Genomic DNA, 14,475 nt, shown 5'->3' with positions numbered 1-14,475 from the left:
TGTTTTAAATGGAACTCATCAACCAAGAGGTTTTTAAAAGCTACATAGCTTCCGTAGCACGTGAAGTGTATATGGAAGAAAATTCTAAAAAAGCTGGCGTATCAAAGCGAGAGCTACAAGAGTGGATTCGGATGTTTGTACAACAAAAGGCATTTAATCGGCGTCAAGCTGCAGCTTACATCGGAAAAAGTCCTTCTACAATAGATCGACTTGTTAAAGCTGGAAGGTTAGCTACAACAACGAACGGAACTCTTAAATATTTCAGAAAGCAAGATTTAGATGAGTTTATCAACTCAGGAATTACTGCTAAGGAGGTTGTTTAGAAATGTTAGATGAAGATATGGTTTTTAGCGAATTATGGCAGCTTTACCATACTGATGATGCCGAAAAGATGGATCGTTTCTTTAAGGCATTAGTAGGGAACATTGATTTAGATGATTTAGAGGAGTGTATTAACGCGGGGTGGGGAGATGAAGAACAATGAAACGACTAGAGAAAGCCTTAAATTATGGCAAATTTGATAAACAGTTAACGATAACCAGCGAATGGCTATGTATGGCAATTCTATTAATAACTATTGCGTGTGGAATTGGAACGGTTGTTTCTCAAATAGGAATATTCCTTTCCAACTTGGCAATTAAATTGATTTTTGGATAGTAGTTACCGAGACTTTTCCGAGTTTTGGGAGATTTTAGGAGTTTTTGGAGATGAAATTATGGAACAAATTTTTGAACACCATGTGGCAAGTCGACGAACCAATCGATATGAAAGAATCAAATCTAGTCTTCTTAGCTGTTCTAATGCCATTAGTATCGATCTTAGAAACACTAAGTGGGAGCCCAACTTCGTTGACGGTTTACTAGATGAAACAAAAAAGTTAATCAGTTGCGACCTGATTAACTTGAATAATGATTATTAAAAATTAAATCCAAGGAGTATTTTATCATGAATTTATTTGAAATTAACAGCAAAATTGAAGAACTCAAAGATAAGGACATCGATCCAGAAGTATTAAAAGATACTTTAGACAGTTTGGAATTAACTCGTAACGATAAGCTGGATGGTTTAGCCGGTTGGTACGATAGCAACTCAAGTAACATCGATTGGATCACAGATAAGATTAAGACTCTTCAAAATGAAAAGAAACGCCTTACTAATCAGAATGATCGAATTATGGAATATATAACGCAGACTATCGATGATTCAGGTGCTAAGCAGATTAAGACAGAAAATCATATTTTAAGACCACGGAATTATAAAGCTACTACCGTTATTGAGGATTCCAGCTTATTGCCTGAGTCTTACAAGCATGAAGAGACAATCGAAAAAATTGATAAGAAATTACTTTATAAAGACCTTAAAGCCGGAATTGAAGTGAACGGTGCACATTTAAAGCCTAATAGAAAAACCTCAATTTTATAGGAGTATTCCTATGATACGGGGCAGACATAAAGATTAAACGAAAATAGAGTATTACTTTACAGAATTGAGGACGATTAAATATGGCAGAAGAAAAGGCAAAAGAAACTAAAAAAGTAGAAAAAACTTCAGAAACTAAAGAAGATATGCCTTTAGCTCAAAAACTTTCTAAAGCAATGAGCGAAATCAAGGCTATTGAAAAAGATGGTACTAATGAAAGCCAAAATTATAAGTTTCAGTCGGAATCAGCAATCAAAGCAGCGGTTAAAGCAGCTCTTGTTAAATATTCATTAATCATCATTCCGGAATCTACTTCCATTCTCAATAGGGATGTTCAAGAAATTAATAAGAACTATAAAGGCCGAAACTACAAACAAATCTTAACTACTTACGACATCCAAGAAACTTTCACCATTACTGATGGCAAAGAAAAGTTTACTGGTCAAATGGTTGGTAGTGGTAGCGATTAAGACTATAAAACTGATGAAAAATGTCCAATTCATCACGTTAATCTTGTAAAAATAGGCAATTGTGATCCATTTTGTACTCTTTGCACAAGAGAGGAAGTAAATCAAGAGAAAAAGCAACTAGATATTGCTAACACAATGAACATTGTTAGAGGTAATTTAAGGCGCAATAGCCTTGTTGATGATCCTAGTGAGTTTAGTCATACATTTGATAATTTCAAAGCGCCTGAAGGCTCAAAAGAAGCCCAAATGAAGGCTTTAGCTAGAAGCATAGCCGGTGAATACTTCAAAGATAAAACTACTAAATTCAATACGCTAATGTATGGAACTCCAGGTGAGGGTAAAACTCACTTAGCAATGGCAATGTTGAACGCTGTTAATAAGTATAGTGATCCGCCTCAAACTTGTTTATTCATCAATGTAAACAGTTTATTCTTAGCGATTAGAGATTCATTTGATGATCCAACTGCTAAATGGACGGAAAAATATGCTGTTAGGCAGCTATCAAAAGTTGATCTATTGGTAATTGATGATTTAGGAAGCGAATCAGCAATGAACGCTTCTAAGAGCGAAGCAAGTAACTTCATTCAACGTGTGCTTTATCAGATCACTAATAGGCAAAAAAGAATCATTATTACAACCAATTTAACAATGGAGCAGTTGAAAAAGTCTTACAATCCTAAGCTTATCAGCCGTCTTTTAGCTGGAAGCAAGGGACACCAACTAGACTTTTCAGGAATTAAAGACAAGAGGTATTAGAAAGAGGGCAATATGGAAAAATCGGGATTTGAAAAAGCAATTCATGAAGAAGCAGTTAAGAAATATCTGTGTGATTTGGAAAACTTAGCTTTAGCTTTTAAAAAATATAATTTTGAAGATTTAAAGTTCAATATGGATAAGAGAACTAGATCTCTTCTTGTTAAAGGTGTTTTGCAATCAGCTAAGGCCTATAAAACTATTGAGAAGGTAGCCGACAAGATTTTTAACGGTGAAAGTGTTTCTGCTGCTGAAGATGTAACAGAGGCGGTAAATACCGAAGAATCTAATGACAAAAACGATAAAGAAATGAGTAATGAAAATGAACAAGAATGAACTTGAATTAAAGCGAGAACTTCAAAGAATCGATAAGCATTACAACGTTAAAAAGCTTAATGCTGGAATTGTAATTGAATATGCTGACCGAATTTTATGCCAATTACACGAAGAGAATGATCTTGGATGGTGCTTACAGTTTGCTCCTATGCTTACTTTTCCTGGCAAATATGGCTTGAATTTGATCAAGAGTGTAATTGCACCTATTGAAAAATTTGAACAAGGAGAGAGCGAATAAATGACTATTGAAGAATTAGAAAAAAGATTAAAGAAAATTGATGATCGTTTATACATTGATAAGTCTGATGATGAAACAGAAATTATGTGGAAAGATTGGTCTACAGATAACTTTGATTGGAATGTTTATTATTTTGGACATTTCGATAGTGCTTTACCCGATGAAATAAAAGCGAAAAAAGATCAAATATCAGATTTAGTCAAAGAATATGAAGCTACTAATAAAATTCAAAGTAGTAATTCTTTCAAGCGATACACAGATCATCTTGCTGACGTTCTTTTAGAAAAGAATGAAGCTTATGGCGACAGCTTTACTAAGTCTGTTGATCAATTCGGCAACACAGTAATAGCTATTAGGCTTTCTGACAAGTTTAATCGTATCTGCAGTCTTATTGGTAAGGATGAGCTTAAAGAGAATGACGAAAGCTTACAGGACACTTTATTAGATATGGCGGGATATTCAATCCTAGCCTTAAGTACTTAAAGGAGCTTATTAATGATTAATAGAACTGTATTAACTGGACGCTTATCACGTGATCCGGAGTTAAGAAAAACAGGTAGTGGAATTAGCGTAGCTACTTTTACATTAGCTGTAGATCGTCAATTTACTAATGCTCAGGGCGAAAGAGGAGCGGACTTTATAAGTTGTGTTATTTGGAGAAAAGCCGCTGAAAACTTTGCTAATTTTACAAATAAAGGCTCACTGGTTGGGGTCGATGGACGTATTCAAACTCGTTCATACGATGATAAAGACGGTAAGCGAGTTTATGTGACTGAAGTAGTTGTTGATAATTTCTCATTACTTGAATCTCGTAAAGACCGAGAAAACCGTAATTCCGACAGCGGTCAAAATAGTAATAGCGGTAATAGTAATAGTGATCCATTCGCTGGAAATACCGGTGACAGTATTGATATCAGTGATGATGATTTACCGTTTTAGGAGTAACAGATGAATAGAAATTACATACAAGATTGCGTTGAAATTTTAGGGCTTGATGATGTAGTGACAGCATCAAGTAGATCCGGCAGAACGGTAAAAGTTGTTTGTTGCAGCGGTAAATTTGGATTCGATATTGATTTAAAGTCAAGGCAGATTCTTTATACCTTTCAACGAGGAGCTTTGGACTGTAAGGAAGTAAAAGAAGTATCCGCCTTATTAAGCATTGCAGGTCAAGGAATTAAGCGGATATAGCGAGGTGATGGTAATGATTAACTATAAAGCAAGATACGATATAGTTGTTGAACGATTGCTGCCAGGTGGGCCACAAGGCAAAACTAGAACTTACAGCAGGGCGGTTAGCTATCACATTTCTTGTGTAAAGGGGATAGTTATGTTTCCGGGATGCTTAGTAAGAAAAAGAAAATACTTAAAAGCCCTAATGGTCGGTACTACATCGTTAGATCTTTTAATGGCGAGCCCTATGGAACGGACGAAGATGTAAGCAAGTTTTACTCAAAGCACAAGTGGGCAGAATTAGGTTTTAAGAAATCTAATTTAAATAATCCTCTTATTCTCCATAGTCGCAGATTAACTGATGAACAAAAAATAGCACGTCTTAAAAAATCCGAGGAGATTAGAGATGCTTTAGGTAAACTTGATAGCAAGTTTGGAGGCATTAGTAAGGAATCGCTAGGATCTCAAGAGTTAGCAGATTTAAGATTCCTGCTTAAAGCTTAACGGAGGTAATTATATGAGTCTTGGAGGGATCATAGTGAGTTACAAGTTAGAAGATATTGATATAGATAAGGTGGCGACTGCAGCTACTGAAGCACTAAGAAAATTTATGGAGTGATATAGATGAGTTTACTTTTTCCTGAAGTTAATAAAAAAAGAACACTAGAAAATGTTTCTGGTTTCTTCAAAAAAGACTTACCAAGGTTGTTACTTATGAGTGGTAGAAATTTAACTGATTTAAGTTCTCCTAAATTATCAGCGGCTCCTGGTAGCTCTAATTTTGGGAATTCAAATGAGGATAAGCTCATTAATGGTATTGATGCTGAAGCTATGGTAGAAGCTGTTTATGATGCGATTCATCATTGCTCACATTCCTCACAAATAATTCTTATAGAACTTTTTGTTAAAAGAAAGTCATGGCAAGATGTTCAAGCGATGGTTTACAGCGAACAATATAAATTTTCATACTTAAGAAGACGGGCTATGTTTGACTTTGCTAATTCGTTTGATTACTGGCAAAAAGTTCACCATTGCCAACCAATTATTAGTCTTACGGATTTTAGCTAAGAGCAACTTTACAATAATTTATGAGCATTATTAGAGTAATTCAATAACAAATAATTATTGTATTATAGTATTGTCGAAAAAATACCTAAGACAACCGGCTGATCTCGTGTGGTTATCGTCTTGTAAATTGACACATCTGAACTGCAGTACACGCAGGCGGGTTGAAGTCCCGTATCAGCCGTAGTGACGTTGGCAAGCGTCGTTAAATAAATTGCCGTGAAAATGCAAACAAGAGGATTTATAGTCGCAGTATTCTTGTTGACCTTTATATCAAAGAATTAGAGCCTTGGCAGATAAGAGAACGATTGGATCTTTCTGAGTCCCCTTATAAAATCAGAAGACAAAAGGCACTCTGCGAGTTCGCTGATAGATTACCAGTTTGGGGTTATCGGCTTAAAACGAAACTTCCGGAACTGAGGGTATATAGCAACAAAGAGAAAGAAGTACTTAAGTGAAGTATAAGTTTATTATTCCAGGGAAGCCATTTGGTAAAGAGAGGCCGAGAAAAAGTAGAGGGCTGTTATCCCTTTATACTCCAAGAAAAACCAAAATGTATGAAGCTATTGTAAGAGATATTGCGACTAAAGAAGCGAAAATGCTGGATAAGCCCCTAAAAATTAACATTACGGCGGTTTTTGACGTTCCGAAGTCTTACTCCAAGAAAAGAAAGAAGGCTTGCTTAGAAGGGTTGGAATACCCAACTAAGAAGCCTGATAAAGATAATATTGAAAAAGTTGTCCTTGATGGTCTTAATCCTTATTCAAAACTAATAAAGCTACTCATAAAAGAGAAGTGGTAGTTCCTGGATTTTATCAAGATGATAAGCAAGTGGTAGCGGGCTTTACTAATAAAATTTATGGAGAAGAACCCCGTGTAATAGTCGAGGTGGAAGAATTATGAGTGACAGAAAGCCGATTAAGTATTCAAAAGGTAAATGGTATTACATTAATGAAGACGGAAGCCTAGAGCCTGTATGGAAGGAGGAACGGCCGGATGAAAGTTAAAGAAAAAGTAGATACGATCATTCATATTATTTCTGATCCTAAGTTAAGTAATGTGAGAAAAGATGTATATAGCTTTCTTGAAGAAGGGGATTACAGTGAAATACTCCAAATCAGGAAAACAGAGTCAAAATACAGAGGCGTTAAATGGCACCGCATAGAAATAGAGTATGTTCCGAGGGAAGAGAATGATTAATTCCCTTACAGATGTAATATTTTTAGCAGTATATCTGGTGTGGGCTATATTTCTCATTTTTAGTGCGGGTTGGTGCAGCAACAAGGCTGAAAAATTTCGAACTTTTAAAAATAAGAAAACGAGATGGCAAGGATACTCCTATTTAATAATGTTTGTTTTAACAGAAATATTGTTTACATGGTTTCTGTTGTATCTAGGAAGCACATTTTTAAATTAGCGGGCCTTCATCGGACTTTGATCGGGCCCAAATCGAGCCTAAATCGGGCTGACATCAGACCCACCCACATGTAAAAATGGTATTGTCGAAAATTTAAGGAGTGCGGATTTTCGATAACCTAAAGTACCGATTTTGGAAGTTCATTAAATAATTCCTCCAAGAATATTAGTAACTTGGGCTGTTGAGGGTTCGATCCCCTCGATAGCTATCGCTTGCCATGATCCACGGTTAAAAATCGTGTGTCCACGGTTCGGACAACTGTTTAAAAGAGTACAGTCGGGAGCGAGCAATGTATATATCTTAAAAAAATTGACATGAAAACCTGTAAGGGTAAAAAGACACGTCCGACTTGATAGTTACGGTGGTACAGGTGTAAGTCCTGTCTTGTCATTAACAGAGATGGCAATTGTTATAATAAATTCTGTATGTTTGTTTGATTGATTGATAATTCGTCGTCTCTGTTAATTGGGTTAGTTGGCTGGTCGTCCAACTTTAAATTTAAAGATCATTCGCTAGGGAGTAATGCTTAAATTCCTAGCGAAGTAGCATTTATTAGTACTGAGTATCACTTCGTAAAAATTTAAATTCAATATGGGTTCTTGTTAACTGCTCAGTACTTTTATCGCCGAGCAAAGCGATGGTCGCTTACAACTCTCATAAGGTTGATGGTATGAGTTCAAATCTCATCTCGGCAATTGCCGGATTAGAGCCCCGGTGTAGTTCATAGATATAAACTTACAAAAAGAGCAATATTAGTAATATCTAAACAATTAAGAGAAAATTAATGAATTTAAGTTGGCATAAGCCGGCTTTTTCATTTTGCATTAAAAAGTAGGTGGTGAGATAGATTTGAAGTTAACGGCAAAGCAAAAGCTTTTTTGTGACGAGTATATTAAGTCGGGCAATGCAACTGAGGCAGCAACTAAAGCTGGATACTCTAACAAAACAGCTAGATTTACTGGTGCTGAAAACCTAACAAAACCTAACATCAAATCCTATATCACCGACAAAATGAAAGAAATTGAGAGTCATAAAATTGCAGATGCCAAAGAAGTTCTTGAGTTCTATACTCGTATCATTCGTGATGAAGTAGAAGAAGAAGTTGTTGTTTCAACTGCTGAAGAAGCTTTTAAAATTAGTAAAAAACCTTCGTTAAAAGATAAAGTTAATGCTGGTAAGGAACTGCTTAAGAGATATCCTTCAGTTGATCCAATTGAAAAGGTTAAACTTCGTAAATTGCTTGCTGATACCCGAGTTAGTGAAGCAAAGGCTAAGGCGATGGAAGACAATGGGCAGGATATTGAATTATTACTTGATAAGATGATGGATAAATTAGCTAAGGAGGACTTGAAACATGGCTCTAACTGATGTTTTAACTCCTAAACAGGCTAAGGTGCTCAATACTTATCTTACTAAGCCATTTAAGATCATGATTCTTACTGGTGCTGTTCGTTCTGGTAAGACCCATATTGACAATTACTTATTCTTATATGAGCTAAGAAGAGTAGCAAAATTAGCAAAAGAATTAGGTGATAACCACCCTCAATTCATTCTTGCGGGAGCTAGTTCTGGTTCTATCTATAACAACGTGATCGCTGAAATTTCTAGACAATTCGGGATTGATTTAAGACCTGACAAGCACAATCATTACCATTTGTTTGGTGTGGATGTAGTACCTGTCTATACTGGCTCAATTGCCGGTTTAGCTGGTGCCCGTGGGTTCACTTCATACGGTGCTTATATCAATGAAGCTACGCTTGCTAATCAAGAAGTTTTTAATGAAATTCGTAACCGCTGTTCTATGGAAGACTCACACATTATCTGTGATACTAACCCGGATATTCCCACTCACTGGCTAAAGACGGACTTTATTGATAATAAAGATCCTGAAGCTGGTATTGTCTCTTATACATTTACGATTGACGATAATACCTTTTTAGATCCTGGGTATGTTAAGTCTCTTAAGGCTTCTACTCCAAAAGGGATGTTCTATGATCGTGCTATCCGTGGTCAGTGGGTGACCGGTGACGGTATTGTTTATCAAGACTTTAATCAAGACACAATGGTTATTGATGATGACAAGATACCAACTGGCCTTCATTACTTCGTAGGTGTCGACTGGGGGTTTGAACACCCTAATCCAATTATTTTGATGGGCGAAGATGATGATGGTAACACATACATACTCAAAGATTTTACTAAGAAGCATAAGTTTATTAAGTACTGGGTAAACATAGCTAAGAATCTGCAGAATGAGTACGGCAGAAATCTAGTGTTTTACTGCGATAGCGCCAGACCAGATAACCTTAATGAGTTTCAGTCTAACGGTATTAATGCTCTTAATGCTAACAAGAATGTTCTACCAGGTATCGAATACGTCTCAAGCCTTATGGCTCAGGGACGTTTTTTTATTGCTAAAAGTTGTTCTAAAGGAGTAATGGAAGAAATCTATCAGTATGCTTGGGACGAAAAAACAGGAGAGCCGCTCAAAGAAAATGAAACAAGACATAACGACCGGCTTGATGCTATTCGCTATGGTATTTATTCACGTAATGCTAAAGGAGGTTACATCCCTTGGAATTAAAGCAGATGCAAGAATTGATTAAGCAATACAATAACAATCAATCAGATTTCATAAATAGATATGAGAAATCAAAGAAGTATTACAACAACAAGAATGATATAACTAGTCGAAACAATGGCGAATCTAAGGTTAATAAGCACGGGAAAGATGAACCGCTAAGACATGCTGACAATAGAATTAGTCACAATTTCTATCAGTTATTGGTAGATCAAGAAGCAGGTTATATTGCCACTAATCCTCCTCAAATTGATGTAGGCAATAAAAATGACAATCAAAAGATTATAGATGCTTTAGGTGATGACTTTGCTTTAACTATCAATGATCTAGTTGTTGATGCTTCTAACGCTGGTAGAGGATGGTTAACATACTGGAAAGATAAAACTAATAATATATTGCGTTATGGAATTGTTCCACCAGATCAAGTAACACCTATTTGGTCTACTTCACTGGATCATAAATTACTAGCCGTATTAAGAGCCTACAAGCAACTAGATCCAGATACAGGCAAATATTTTAGAGTCCATGAGTATTGGGATGATAAATTCGGCTATTTCTTTAAGGAAGTTACAACTAACCCTTTAACGCTTGAGCCTTTTAACTGTATTTCTGAAAGAGATGCTACTGCAGGTTATGAAACTGGTCGGAGCAATATTTTTAAACACGATTTCGGTAGAGTTCCATTTATCGAATTTCCTAAAAATAAGCAAAGATTACCTGAATTACACAAAATTAAAGGCCTAATTGATGCTTATGATGATGTATATAATGGCTTTCTCAATGATGTTGATGATATCCAATCTGTTGTTCTTGTCTTAAAGAACTATGGTGGTGCGGATTTAAAGAAGTTTATGCACGATCTTAATGAAAATAAAGCTATTAAAATCAATAATTCTGGTAACGGTGATCAATCTGGTGTAGAAACGCTGCAAATTGAAATACCAACAGAAGCAAGAGATAAAATACTTACCTTAACTAAGAGTAATATCTTTTTACAAGGTCAAGGTATTGATCCAGCTAACTTTGCTGATACAAATGCTTCAGGAGTTGCTATTAAAATGCTCTATTCTCATTTGGAACTCAAAGCAAGTAATACGATTACCTACTTCAAGAGATCTGTTAGTGAACTAGTGAGAGCCATTATGAGATTCTATGGCCTGTCTGATTCTGAAGGTAGGCACATTGTTCAAACTTGGACTCGTACTCGTACAGAAGATGATTTAACACAAGCTCAAACCGTTGCAACTGTCGCTAACTGGTCAAGTAGGGAAGCAATCGCTAAGGCTAATCCAATCGTTGAAGATTACCAACAAGAACTTGAATATCAAAAGCAAGATGCTGAAGAAAGTGATGGTTTCGGTTCAGACTTTAAACCTACTAATCCTGATAAAGACGAGCAGGATGATGAGAATACTGAGGAAATAAGCAATGAATAGTCAAAAGTACTGGCGTCAACGAGTTCTTTATGAAAAGAAGAAACAAATTGAGTATAGTGCTGACTATGAGATGGCCATGAGATCACGTCTTAAGCAACTAGAAACTGAATTTGAAAAAGAAGCTTATAAGTATATATCTCTTTATGCTAAGGCGAATAATGAGAATATTGAAAATGCTGCAAAATATTTAAAGTCAATCGATACCAGTAAATGGGATATGACTCTTCAGGAATTTGAAGCCAAAGCAAGAGCCGGTGGCTATGATCGTGAACTTAATTCATCATATTATAAAAGTCGTATTGCAAGGCTTCAGAAATTATATGATCAGTTTTCTCAATTTGCTATTAAGTATGCTGATAAAGAAGAGAATAGATTTGCTCTAAGGTTAGCTAAGCAGTATCAAGACACTTATACAATGGATCAATACATTAGATATTTGGCAATTGGTGGATTTGATATTAATTTCGCTAACTTTAGTGAGCAGCAGCTCAAGAATATTGTGTATCAACCGTGGCAAGGGAGTAACTTTAGTAATAGAGTTTGGAATAACTATACAAAAGTTTTGCCTGATGTGCTTACTGATACACTGCTTAGAGGAACATTGATGGGATATTCTTATTCCAGAATTGAAAAAGATATTCGTGATCGTTTTACGAACTTTGAACAAAAAAATGTTCACAGACTCGTTATTACTGAAATGGGACATGCGACAGAAACTGCTACTGCTCAGTTTTATGAAGATAGCAAAATTGAGAAATATCAGTATTTAGCAACTCTTGAGAGTCATACTTGTGATCAATGTGCTCATTTAGATGAAAAAGTGTTTAAAGTTAAGGATAGAGTGGAAGGCTTAAACTATCCTCTAATTCATCCTTATTGCAGGTGCACAACTATTCCTTATGATGAAACATTACCGGATATTATTTCTCGTTGGGAGCGTGATCCAATTACTGGCAAGGGAAGATTAGTAAAGAATCAAACTTACAAAGAGTGGGCTCATGCTAATAATACTCACGCAATGACTTTGAAAGAATTCAAACAAGCTCATAATGTGAAACCACTAAGGCTTGAAAGTTTTACAAAGTTGCTTAAATCAAACACGCTAAATTTGAATGAGGTTCGAGCAATAAGGGACTACACTTCTCCTGTTGCTTATGCTTTGAATGATAATTTAAGAAGAGGTTTAAAATTAACTAATCGTGAAAAAACTTTGATCAATAACTTAGACAGTGCTTTGGAAAAACTTCCTACTTATTCAGATGATGAACCGTTACAAAGATCAATATTATTTATGTACCCAGATGATGAAGAAAATTTCGTTAAGCAAGCATTGACTAACGGATACATCCAAGAAAAAAGTTATTTTTCCAGTAGCAAGCATAGCGTATATAATGATGATGACAATGTTAGAATCATAATTCGCAAAAGTCATTCTGGTAGTGATTTAGGAAAGTATAGCCCTAATGGTGAAAATGAAGTTTTGTTTAAGAGAAACACTAAGTTTATTGTTACTAATTGTTATATGAAAGATGATAAAATCTTCTTGGAAGTGGTCGAAGATGAAGAAAAATGAAAAGGTGCCAGTAAATCTTGATAATCTTCATAACCTTATAAAAAATATACCAATTAGTAGTTTTAAAACAAAATCCCATCAAGAGCTGAAAGAAAAAATAAAACTGAGTAAAAGCCTAATTAAAGATATTGATAGTAAAGAGAATCGTTAAAAATTTGCGATTCTCTTTTATTTTGTCCAATTTATGCGTTAAGACGTAAAACTGTTCGCAGGTCTCGTTGTGGTGTAAGCACGTAAAAAGTACGTTAGAGACAGAGAGGATATTGGAATTATGAAAAGAGATCAATTAAAAGAGTTAGGTCTATCAGAAGAACAGATTAAATCTGTTATGAATCTTAACGGAGAAGATATCAATAAAGCGAAGTCTAATAATGCTGAAACAGTAAAGGAGAATGAATCTCTCAAGGCCCAATTAGCTGAAAGAGATAAAGATATTACTTCATTGAAGAAAAATGCTAAGGATAGCGAAGAACTATCTAATCAATTAGCTGACCTTCAAGGCAAGTACAAACAAGCCAAGGAAAACCTTACTGAAGAACTAGGCAAAGTTAAGCTTAATAGCGCTATTGATCAAGCTCTTACTAAGAACCATGTTCGCAACAATACCGCTTTTAAGTCATTGATGAACTTAGATAATATCAAGCTTAAAGATGACGGTTCTTTAGATAATTTTGATGATCAATTCAATCGAGTTAAGGAACAAGCACCTTACTTAATTGATGAAGGTAAAAAACAGGATTATGAACCTAATAGCGGAAAGCCTTCTGGTACTAACGAAATTCAAGAAATGGTCGATGTTTTTAAAGGAGGAGCCAACTAATGATTAATTATGCTGAAGCGTACCAACAAGCGGTACAACAATCTTTTTATGACGGTAACTTATACAGTGCGGACTTATGGAATTCACCATCTAACTCAATGGTTCAATTCGATGGTGCAAAGCATATTAAGGTACCACGCTTAACGATTACTGCAGGTCGTAAAGACCGTACTCGTAGAGCTATTACAGTTCCAGAAGCTAACTACTCAAATGATTGGGATAGCTATGAATTAACTAATGAACGTTACTGGTCAACTTTAGTAGATCCATCAGATATTGATGAAACTAATACAGTTGTATCTATTGCTAACATTACACGTCAATTTAACTTAGATTCTAAGATGCCTGAAAAGGATCGTGAAATGTTCTCTAAGTTGTATAAACAAAAAGTTAAATATGATGGTACCGATGGTGTTCATACTGAATCACTTGATGAAAGTAATATTCTTAAGTTATTTGATGAAATGATGAGCAACTTCGATGAAGCTCGTATTCCGGCTCAAGGACGTATCTTGTATGTAACTCCTAAGACAAATTCAATCTTAAAGCGTGCAGATGCTATGAACCGTGCGATTGTTGTTTCTGATCCATCTAACATCACTCGTACTGTTCACTCACTTGATGAAGTAACTGTTAAGATGGTTCCTTCAGATTTAATGCAAACTGCATTTGACTTTACTACAGGATCAGCTCTTAAAGCAGATGCTAAGCAAATTGAAATGTTCTTGATTTACAACGGTGTTCAAATTGCTCCTGAAAAGTACTCTTTTGTAGGTTTCGATGCTCCTACTGCTGCAAGTTCTGGTAATTACTTGTACTACGAACAATCTTATGATGACGTTTTAATGTTAAGCAATAAGACTAAAGGTTATGAAGTAGTTATTGGTGATGCTACTGGTGTTAAAGACTTAGCTGACTCATCAAAGTTTGGCAAAAAGAAAGAAGACTCCAATGAAAATCCACCAGCAGGCGGTAATGGAGATGCGAGTAAATCCGAAGGATAAGGAAGAAACTTCTCTTAATGTAGAAAAGGCTGATGAATCTACTGAAGAGAATTCTAAGGTAGAAGAATTGCCTAAACCAACTAAGGATAGCAAAATTTCTGAAATCAAAGCTTACTTAGATGCTAAAGGTATTGATTATACAGGCAAAACCTTGAAAGATGATCTTTTAGCATTGGTAAAGTAATAAGAG

Annotated in this window: 26 protein-coding genes; all 26 read left to right on the top strand. The window is 35.5% G+C overall.

Features of this window, described 5'->3' with window-relative positions:
* Positions 1–131 precede the first annotated feature (131 nt).
* The 26 genes from JCM6256_RS10640 to JCM6256_RS09695 all read left to right on the top strand — a co-directional run bounded on the left by JCM6256_RS10640 (position 132) and on the right by JCM6256_RS09695 (position 14,469).
* Positions 132–323, top strand: a complete 192-nt coding sequence (locus JCM6256_RS10640; RefSeq protein ID WP_162149730.1) for a helix-turn-helix domain-containing protein — start codon at positions 132–134, stop codon at positions 321–323.
* Positions 324–325: 2 nt separating this feature from the next.
* Positions 326–484 carry a hypothetical protein gene (locus tag JCM6256_RS10585; RefSeq protein ID WP_155833159.1) on the top strand — a complete coding sequence of 53 codons (159 nt, stop codon included), beginning with the start codon at positions 326–328 and terminating at the stop codon, positions 482–484.
* Complete coding sequence (locus tag JCM6256_RS10580; RefSeq protein WP_155833158.1) at positions 481–657, top strand: hypothetical protein; 177 nt, start codon at positions 481–483, stop codon at positions 655–657. The genes JCM6256_RS10585 and JCM6256_RS10580 overlap by 4 nt, the downstream gene beginning before the upstream one ends.
* A 50-nt stretch (positions 658–707) precedes the next feature.
* Positions 708–863, top strand: coding sequence for a hypothetical protein (locus JCM6256_RS04245; protein WP_155833157.1), 156 nt, complete (start codon positions 708–710; stop codon positions 861–863).
* 82 nt (positions 864–945) lie between these two features.
* A complete protein-coding gene (locus JCM6256_RS04240; protein WP_025080546.1) occupies positions 946–1,422 on the top strand; it encodes a siphovirus Gp157 family protein in 477 nt (158 codons plus the stop codon).
* An 80-nt stretch (positions 1,423–1,502) separates the two neighbouring features.
* Positions 1,503–1,889, top strand: coding sequence for an ERF family protein (locus tag JCM6256_RS04235; protein WP_025080545.1), 387 nt, complete (start codon positions 1,503–1,505; stop codon positions 1,887–1,889).
* A gap of 135 nt (positions 1,890–2,024) precedes the next feature.
* A complete protein-coding gene (locus JCM6256_RS09710; protein ID WP_238318571.1) occupies positions 2,025–2,645 on the top strand; it encodes a DnaA ATPase domain-containing protein in 621 nt (206 codons plus the stop codon).
* Positions 2,646–2,657: 12 nt separating this feature from the next.
* Positions 2,658–2,978 (top strand): hypothetical protein, encoded by a 321-nt coding sequence (locus JCM6256_RS04225; protein WP_025080544.1) that lies wholly within the window; start codon positions 2,658–2,660, stop codon positions 2,976–2,978.
* The gene (locus JCM6256_RS04220) at positions 2,965–3,216 is read left to right on the top strand and encodes a hypothetical protein (protein WP_155833156.1); all 252 of its coding nucleotides are present in this window, start codon (positions 2,965–2,967) and stop codon (positions 3,214–3,216) included. The genes JCM6256_RS04225 and JCM6256_RS04220 overlap by 14 nt, the downstream gene beginning before the upstream one ends.
* Positions 3,217–3,699, top strand: a complete 483-nt coding sequence (locus JCM6256_RS10505; RefSeq protein ID WP_025080542.1) for a nucleotide modification associated domain-containing protein — start codon at positions 3,217–3,219, stop codon at positions 3,697–3,699.
* A gap of 12 nt (positions 3,700–3,711) precedes the next feature.
* On the top strand, positions 3,712–4,155 hold the full coding sequence (gene ssb, locus JCM6256_RS04210) for a single-stranded DNA-binding protein (protein ID WP_025080541.1): 444 nt from the start codon (positions 3,712–3,714) through the stop codon (positions 4,153–4,155).
* Positions 4,156–4,164: 9 nt separating this feature from the next.
* Positions 4,165–4,407 (top strand): hypothetical protein, encoded by a 243-nt coding sequence (locus tag JCM6256_RS04205; RefSeq protein WP_025080540.1) that lies wholly within the window; start codon positions 4,165–4,167, stop codon positions 4,405–4,407.
* A 150-nt stretch (positions 4,408–4,557) separates the two neighbouring features.
* Entirely contained in the window at positions 4,558–4,893 is a 336-nt protein-coding gene (locus tag JCM6256_RS04200) for a hypothetical protein (protein ID WP_025080539.1), read from the top strand.
* Between the two features lie 120 nt (positions 4,894–5,013).
* Complete coding sequence (locus tag JCM6256_RS04190; RefSeq protein ID WP_025080538.1) at positions 5,014–5,457, top strand: ArpU family phage packaging/lysis transcriptional regulator; 444 nt, start codon at positions 5,014–5,016, stop codon at positions 5,455–5,457.
* A 451-nt stretch (positions 5,458–5,908) separates the two neighbouring features.
* Complete coding sequence (locus tag JCM6256_RS09700) at positions 5,909–6,256, top strand: RusA family crossover junction endodeoxyribonuclease (RefSeq protein ID WP_051545870.1); 348 nt, start codon at positions 5,909–5,911, stop codon at positions 6,254–6,256.
* The gene (locus tag JCM6256_RS10810) at positions 6,250–6,357 is read left to right on the top strand and encodes a RusA family crossover junction endodeoxyribonuclease (protein WP_155833155.1); all 108 of its coding nucleotides are present in this window, start codon (positions 6,250–6,252) and stop codon (positions 6,355–6,357) included. Before JCM6256_RS09700 ends, JCM6256_RS10810 begins: the two co-directional genes overlap by 7 nt.
* Positions 6,354–6,461, top strand: a complete 108-nt coding sequence (locus tag JCM6256_RS10570) for a hypothetical protein (protein ID WP_155833154.1) — start codon at positions 6,354–6,356, stop codon at positions 6,459–6,461. The genes JCM6256_RS10810 and JCM6256_RS10570 overlap by 4 nt, the downstream gene beginning before the upstream one ends.
* On the top strand, positions 6,451–6,654 hold the full coding sequence (locus JCM6256_RS04170) for a hypothetical protein (protein ID WP_025080537.1): 204 nt from the start codon (positions 6,451–6,453) through the stop codon (positions 6,652–6,654). The genes JCM6256_RS10570 and JCM6256_RS04170 overlap by 11 nt, the downstream gene beginning before the upstream one ends.
* Positions 6,655–7,720: 1,066 nt before the next feature.
* Positions 7,721–8,239 (top strand): terminase small subunit, encoded by a 519-nt coding sequence (locus JCM6256_RS04160; protein WP_338035067.1) that lies wholly within the window; start codon positions 7,721–7,723, stop codon positions 8,237–8,239.
* Positions 8,226–9,455 (top strand): PBSX family phage terminase large subunit, encoded by a 1,230-nt coding sequence (locus JCM6256_RS04155; RefSeq protein WP_025080534.1) that lies wholly within the window; start codon positions 8,226–8,228, stop codon positions 9,453–9,455. Before JCM6256_RS04160 ends, JCM6256_RS04155 begins: the two co-directional genes overlap by 14 nt.
* Entirely contained in the window at positions 9,446–10,888 is a 1,443-nt protein-coding gene (locus JCM6256_RS04150; protein WP_025080533.1) for a phage portal protein, read from the top strand. Before JCM6256_RS04155 ends, JCM6256_RS04150 begins: the two co-directional genes overlap by 10 nt.
* On the top strand, positions 10,881–12,461 hold the full coding sequence (locus tag JCM6256_RS04145; protein ID WP_025080532.1) for a minor capsid protein: 1,581 nt from the start codon (positions 10,881–10,883) through the stop codon (positions 12,459–12,461). The genes JCM6256_RS04150 and JCM6256_RS04145 overlap by 8 nt, the downstream gene beginning before the upstream one ends.
* Positions 12,448–12,612 carry a hypothetical protein gene (locus JCM6256_RS10565; RefSeq protein WP_155833153.1) on the top strand — a complete coding sequence of 55 codons (165 nt, stop codon included), beginning with the start codon at positions 12,448–12,450 and terminating at the stop codon, positions 12,610–12,612. The genes JCM6256_RS04145 and JCM6256_RS10565 overlap by 14 nt, the downstream gene beginning before the upstream one ends.
* Positions 12,613–12,732: 120 nt before the next feature.
* The gene (locus tag JCM6256_RS04135) at positions 12,733–13,281 is read left to right on the top strand and encodes a phage scaffolding protein (protein WP_025080531.1); all 549 of its coding nucleotides are present in this window, start codon (positions 12,733–12,735) and stop codon (positions 13,279–13,281) included.
* A complete protein-coding gene (locus JCM6256_RS04130) occupies positions 13,281–14,285 on the top strand; it encodes a hypothetical protein (RefSeq protein WP_025080530.1) in 1,005 nt (334 codons plus the stop codon). Before JCM6256_RS04135 ends, JCM6256_RS04130 begins: the two co-directional genes overlap by 1 nt.
* Positions 14,263–14,469, top strand: coding sequence for a hypothetical protein (locus JCM6256_RS09695; protein ID WP_035438266.1), 207 nt, complete (start codon positions 14,263–14,265; stop codon positions 14,467–14,469). The genes JCM6256_RS04130 and JCM6256_RS09695 overlap by 23 nt, the downstream gene beginning before the upstream one ends.
* Positions 14,470–14,475: the final 6 nt, after the last annotated feature.

It is taken from the genome of Lactobacillus hamsteri DSM 5661 = JCM 6256, assembly GCF_000615445.1.
Taxonomy (GTDB): domain Bacteria; phylum Bacillota; class Bacilli; order Lactobacillales; family Lactobacillaceae; genus Lactobacillus; species Lactobacillus hamsteri.
The sequence above is the reverse complement of the archived record's forward strand: the minus strand, read 5'-3'. Positions and strand labels throughout refer to the sequence as shown.

Coding starts and splice junctions, on each gene's coding strand:
- JCM6256_RS10640 (WP_162149730.1), top strand. CDS start 132: ATGTTTGTACAACAAAAGGCATTTAATCGGCGTCAAGCTGCAGCTTAC.
- JCM6256_RS10585 (WP_155833159.1), top strand. CDS start 326: ATGTTAGATGAAGATATGGTTTTTAGCGAATTATGGCAGCTTTACCAT.
- JCM6256_RS10580 (WP_155833158.1), top strand. CDS start 481: ATGAAACGACTAGAGAAAGCCTTAAATTATGGCAAATTTGATAAACAG.
- JCM6256_RS04245 (WP_155833157.1), top strand. CDS start 708: ATGAAATTATGGAACAAATTTTTGAACACCATGTGGCAAGTCGACGAA.
- JCM6256_RS04240 (WP_025080546.1), top strand. CDS start 946: ATGAATTTATTTGAAATTAACAGCAAAATTGAAGAACTCAAAGATAAG.
- JCM6256_RS04235 (WP_025080545.1), top strand. CDS start 1,503: ATGGCAGAAGAAAAGGCAAAAGAAACTAAAAAAGTAGAAAAAACTTCA.
- JCM6256_RS09710 (WP_238318571.1), top strand. CDS start 2,025: ATGAACATTGTTAGAGGTAATTTAAGGCGCAATAGCCTTGTTGATGAT.
- JCM6256_RS04225 (WP_025080544.1), top strand. CDS start 2,658: ATGGAAAAATCGGGATTTGAAAAAGCAATTCATGAAGAAGCAGTTAAG.
- JCM6256_RS04220 (WP_155833156.1), top strand. CDS start 2,965: ATGAACAAGAATGAACTTGAATTAAAGCGAGAACTTCAAAGAATCGAT.
- JCM6256_RS10505 (WP_025080542.1), top strand. CDS start 3,217: ATGACTATTGAAGAATTAGAAAAAAGATTAAAGAAAATTGATGATCGT.
- ssb (WP_025080541.1), top strand. CDS start 3,712: ATGATTAATAGAACTGTATTAACTGGACGCTTATCACGTGATCCGGAG.
- JCM6256_RS04205 (WP_025080540.1), top strand. CDS start 4,165: ATGAATAGAAATTACATACAAGATTGCGTTGAAATTTTAGGGCTTGAT.
- JCM6256_RS04200 (WP_025080539.1), top strand. CDS start 4,558: ATGCTTAGTAAGAAAAAGAAAATACTTAAAAGCCCTAATGGTCGGTAC.
- JCM6256_RS04190 (WP_025080538.1), top strand. CDS start 5,014: ATGAGTTTACTTTTTCCTGAAGTTAATAAAAAAAGAACACTAGAAAAT.
- JCM6256_RS10570 (WP_155833154.1), top strand. CDS start 6,354: ATGAGTGACAGAAAGCCGATTAAGTATTCAAAAGGTAAATGGTATTAC.
- JCM6256_RS04170 (WP_025080537.1), top strand. CDS start 6,451: ATGAAAGTTAAAGAAAAAGTAGATACGATCATTCATATTATTTCTGAT.
- JCM6256_RS04155 (WP_025080534.1), top strand. CDS start 8,226: ATGGCTCTAACTGATGTTTTAACTCCTAAACAGGCTAAGGTGCTCAAT.
- JCM6256_RS04145 (WP_025080532.1), top strand. CDS start 10,881: ATGAATAGTCAAAAGTACTGGCGTCAACGAGTTCTTTATGAAAAGAAG.
- JCM6256_RS10565 (WP_155833153.1), top strand. CDS start 12,448: ATGAAGAAAAATGAAAAGGTGCCAGTAAATCTTGATAATCTTCATAAC.
- JCM6256_RS04135 (WP_025080531.1), top strand. CDS start 12,733: ATGAAAAGAGATCAATTAAAAGAGTTAGGTCTATCAGAAGAACAGATT.
- JCM6256_RS04130 (WP_025080530.1), top strand. CDS start 13,281: ATGATTAATTATGCTGAAGCGTACCAACAAGCGGTACAACAATCTTTT.
- JCM6256_RS09695 (WP_035438266.1), top strand. CDS start 14,263: ATGCGAGTAAATCCGAAGGATAAGGAAGAAACTTCTCTTAATGTAGAA.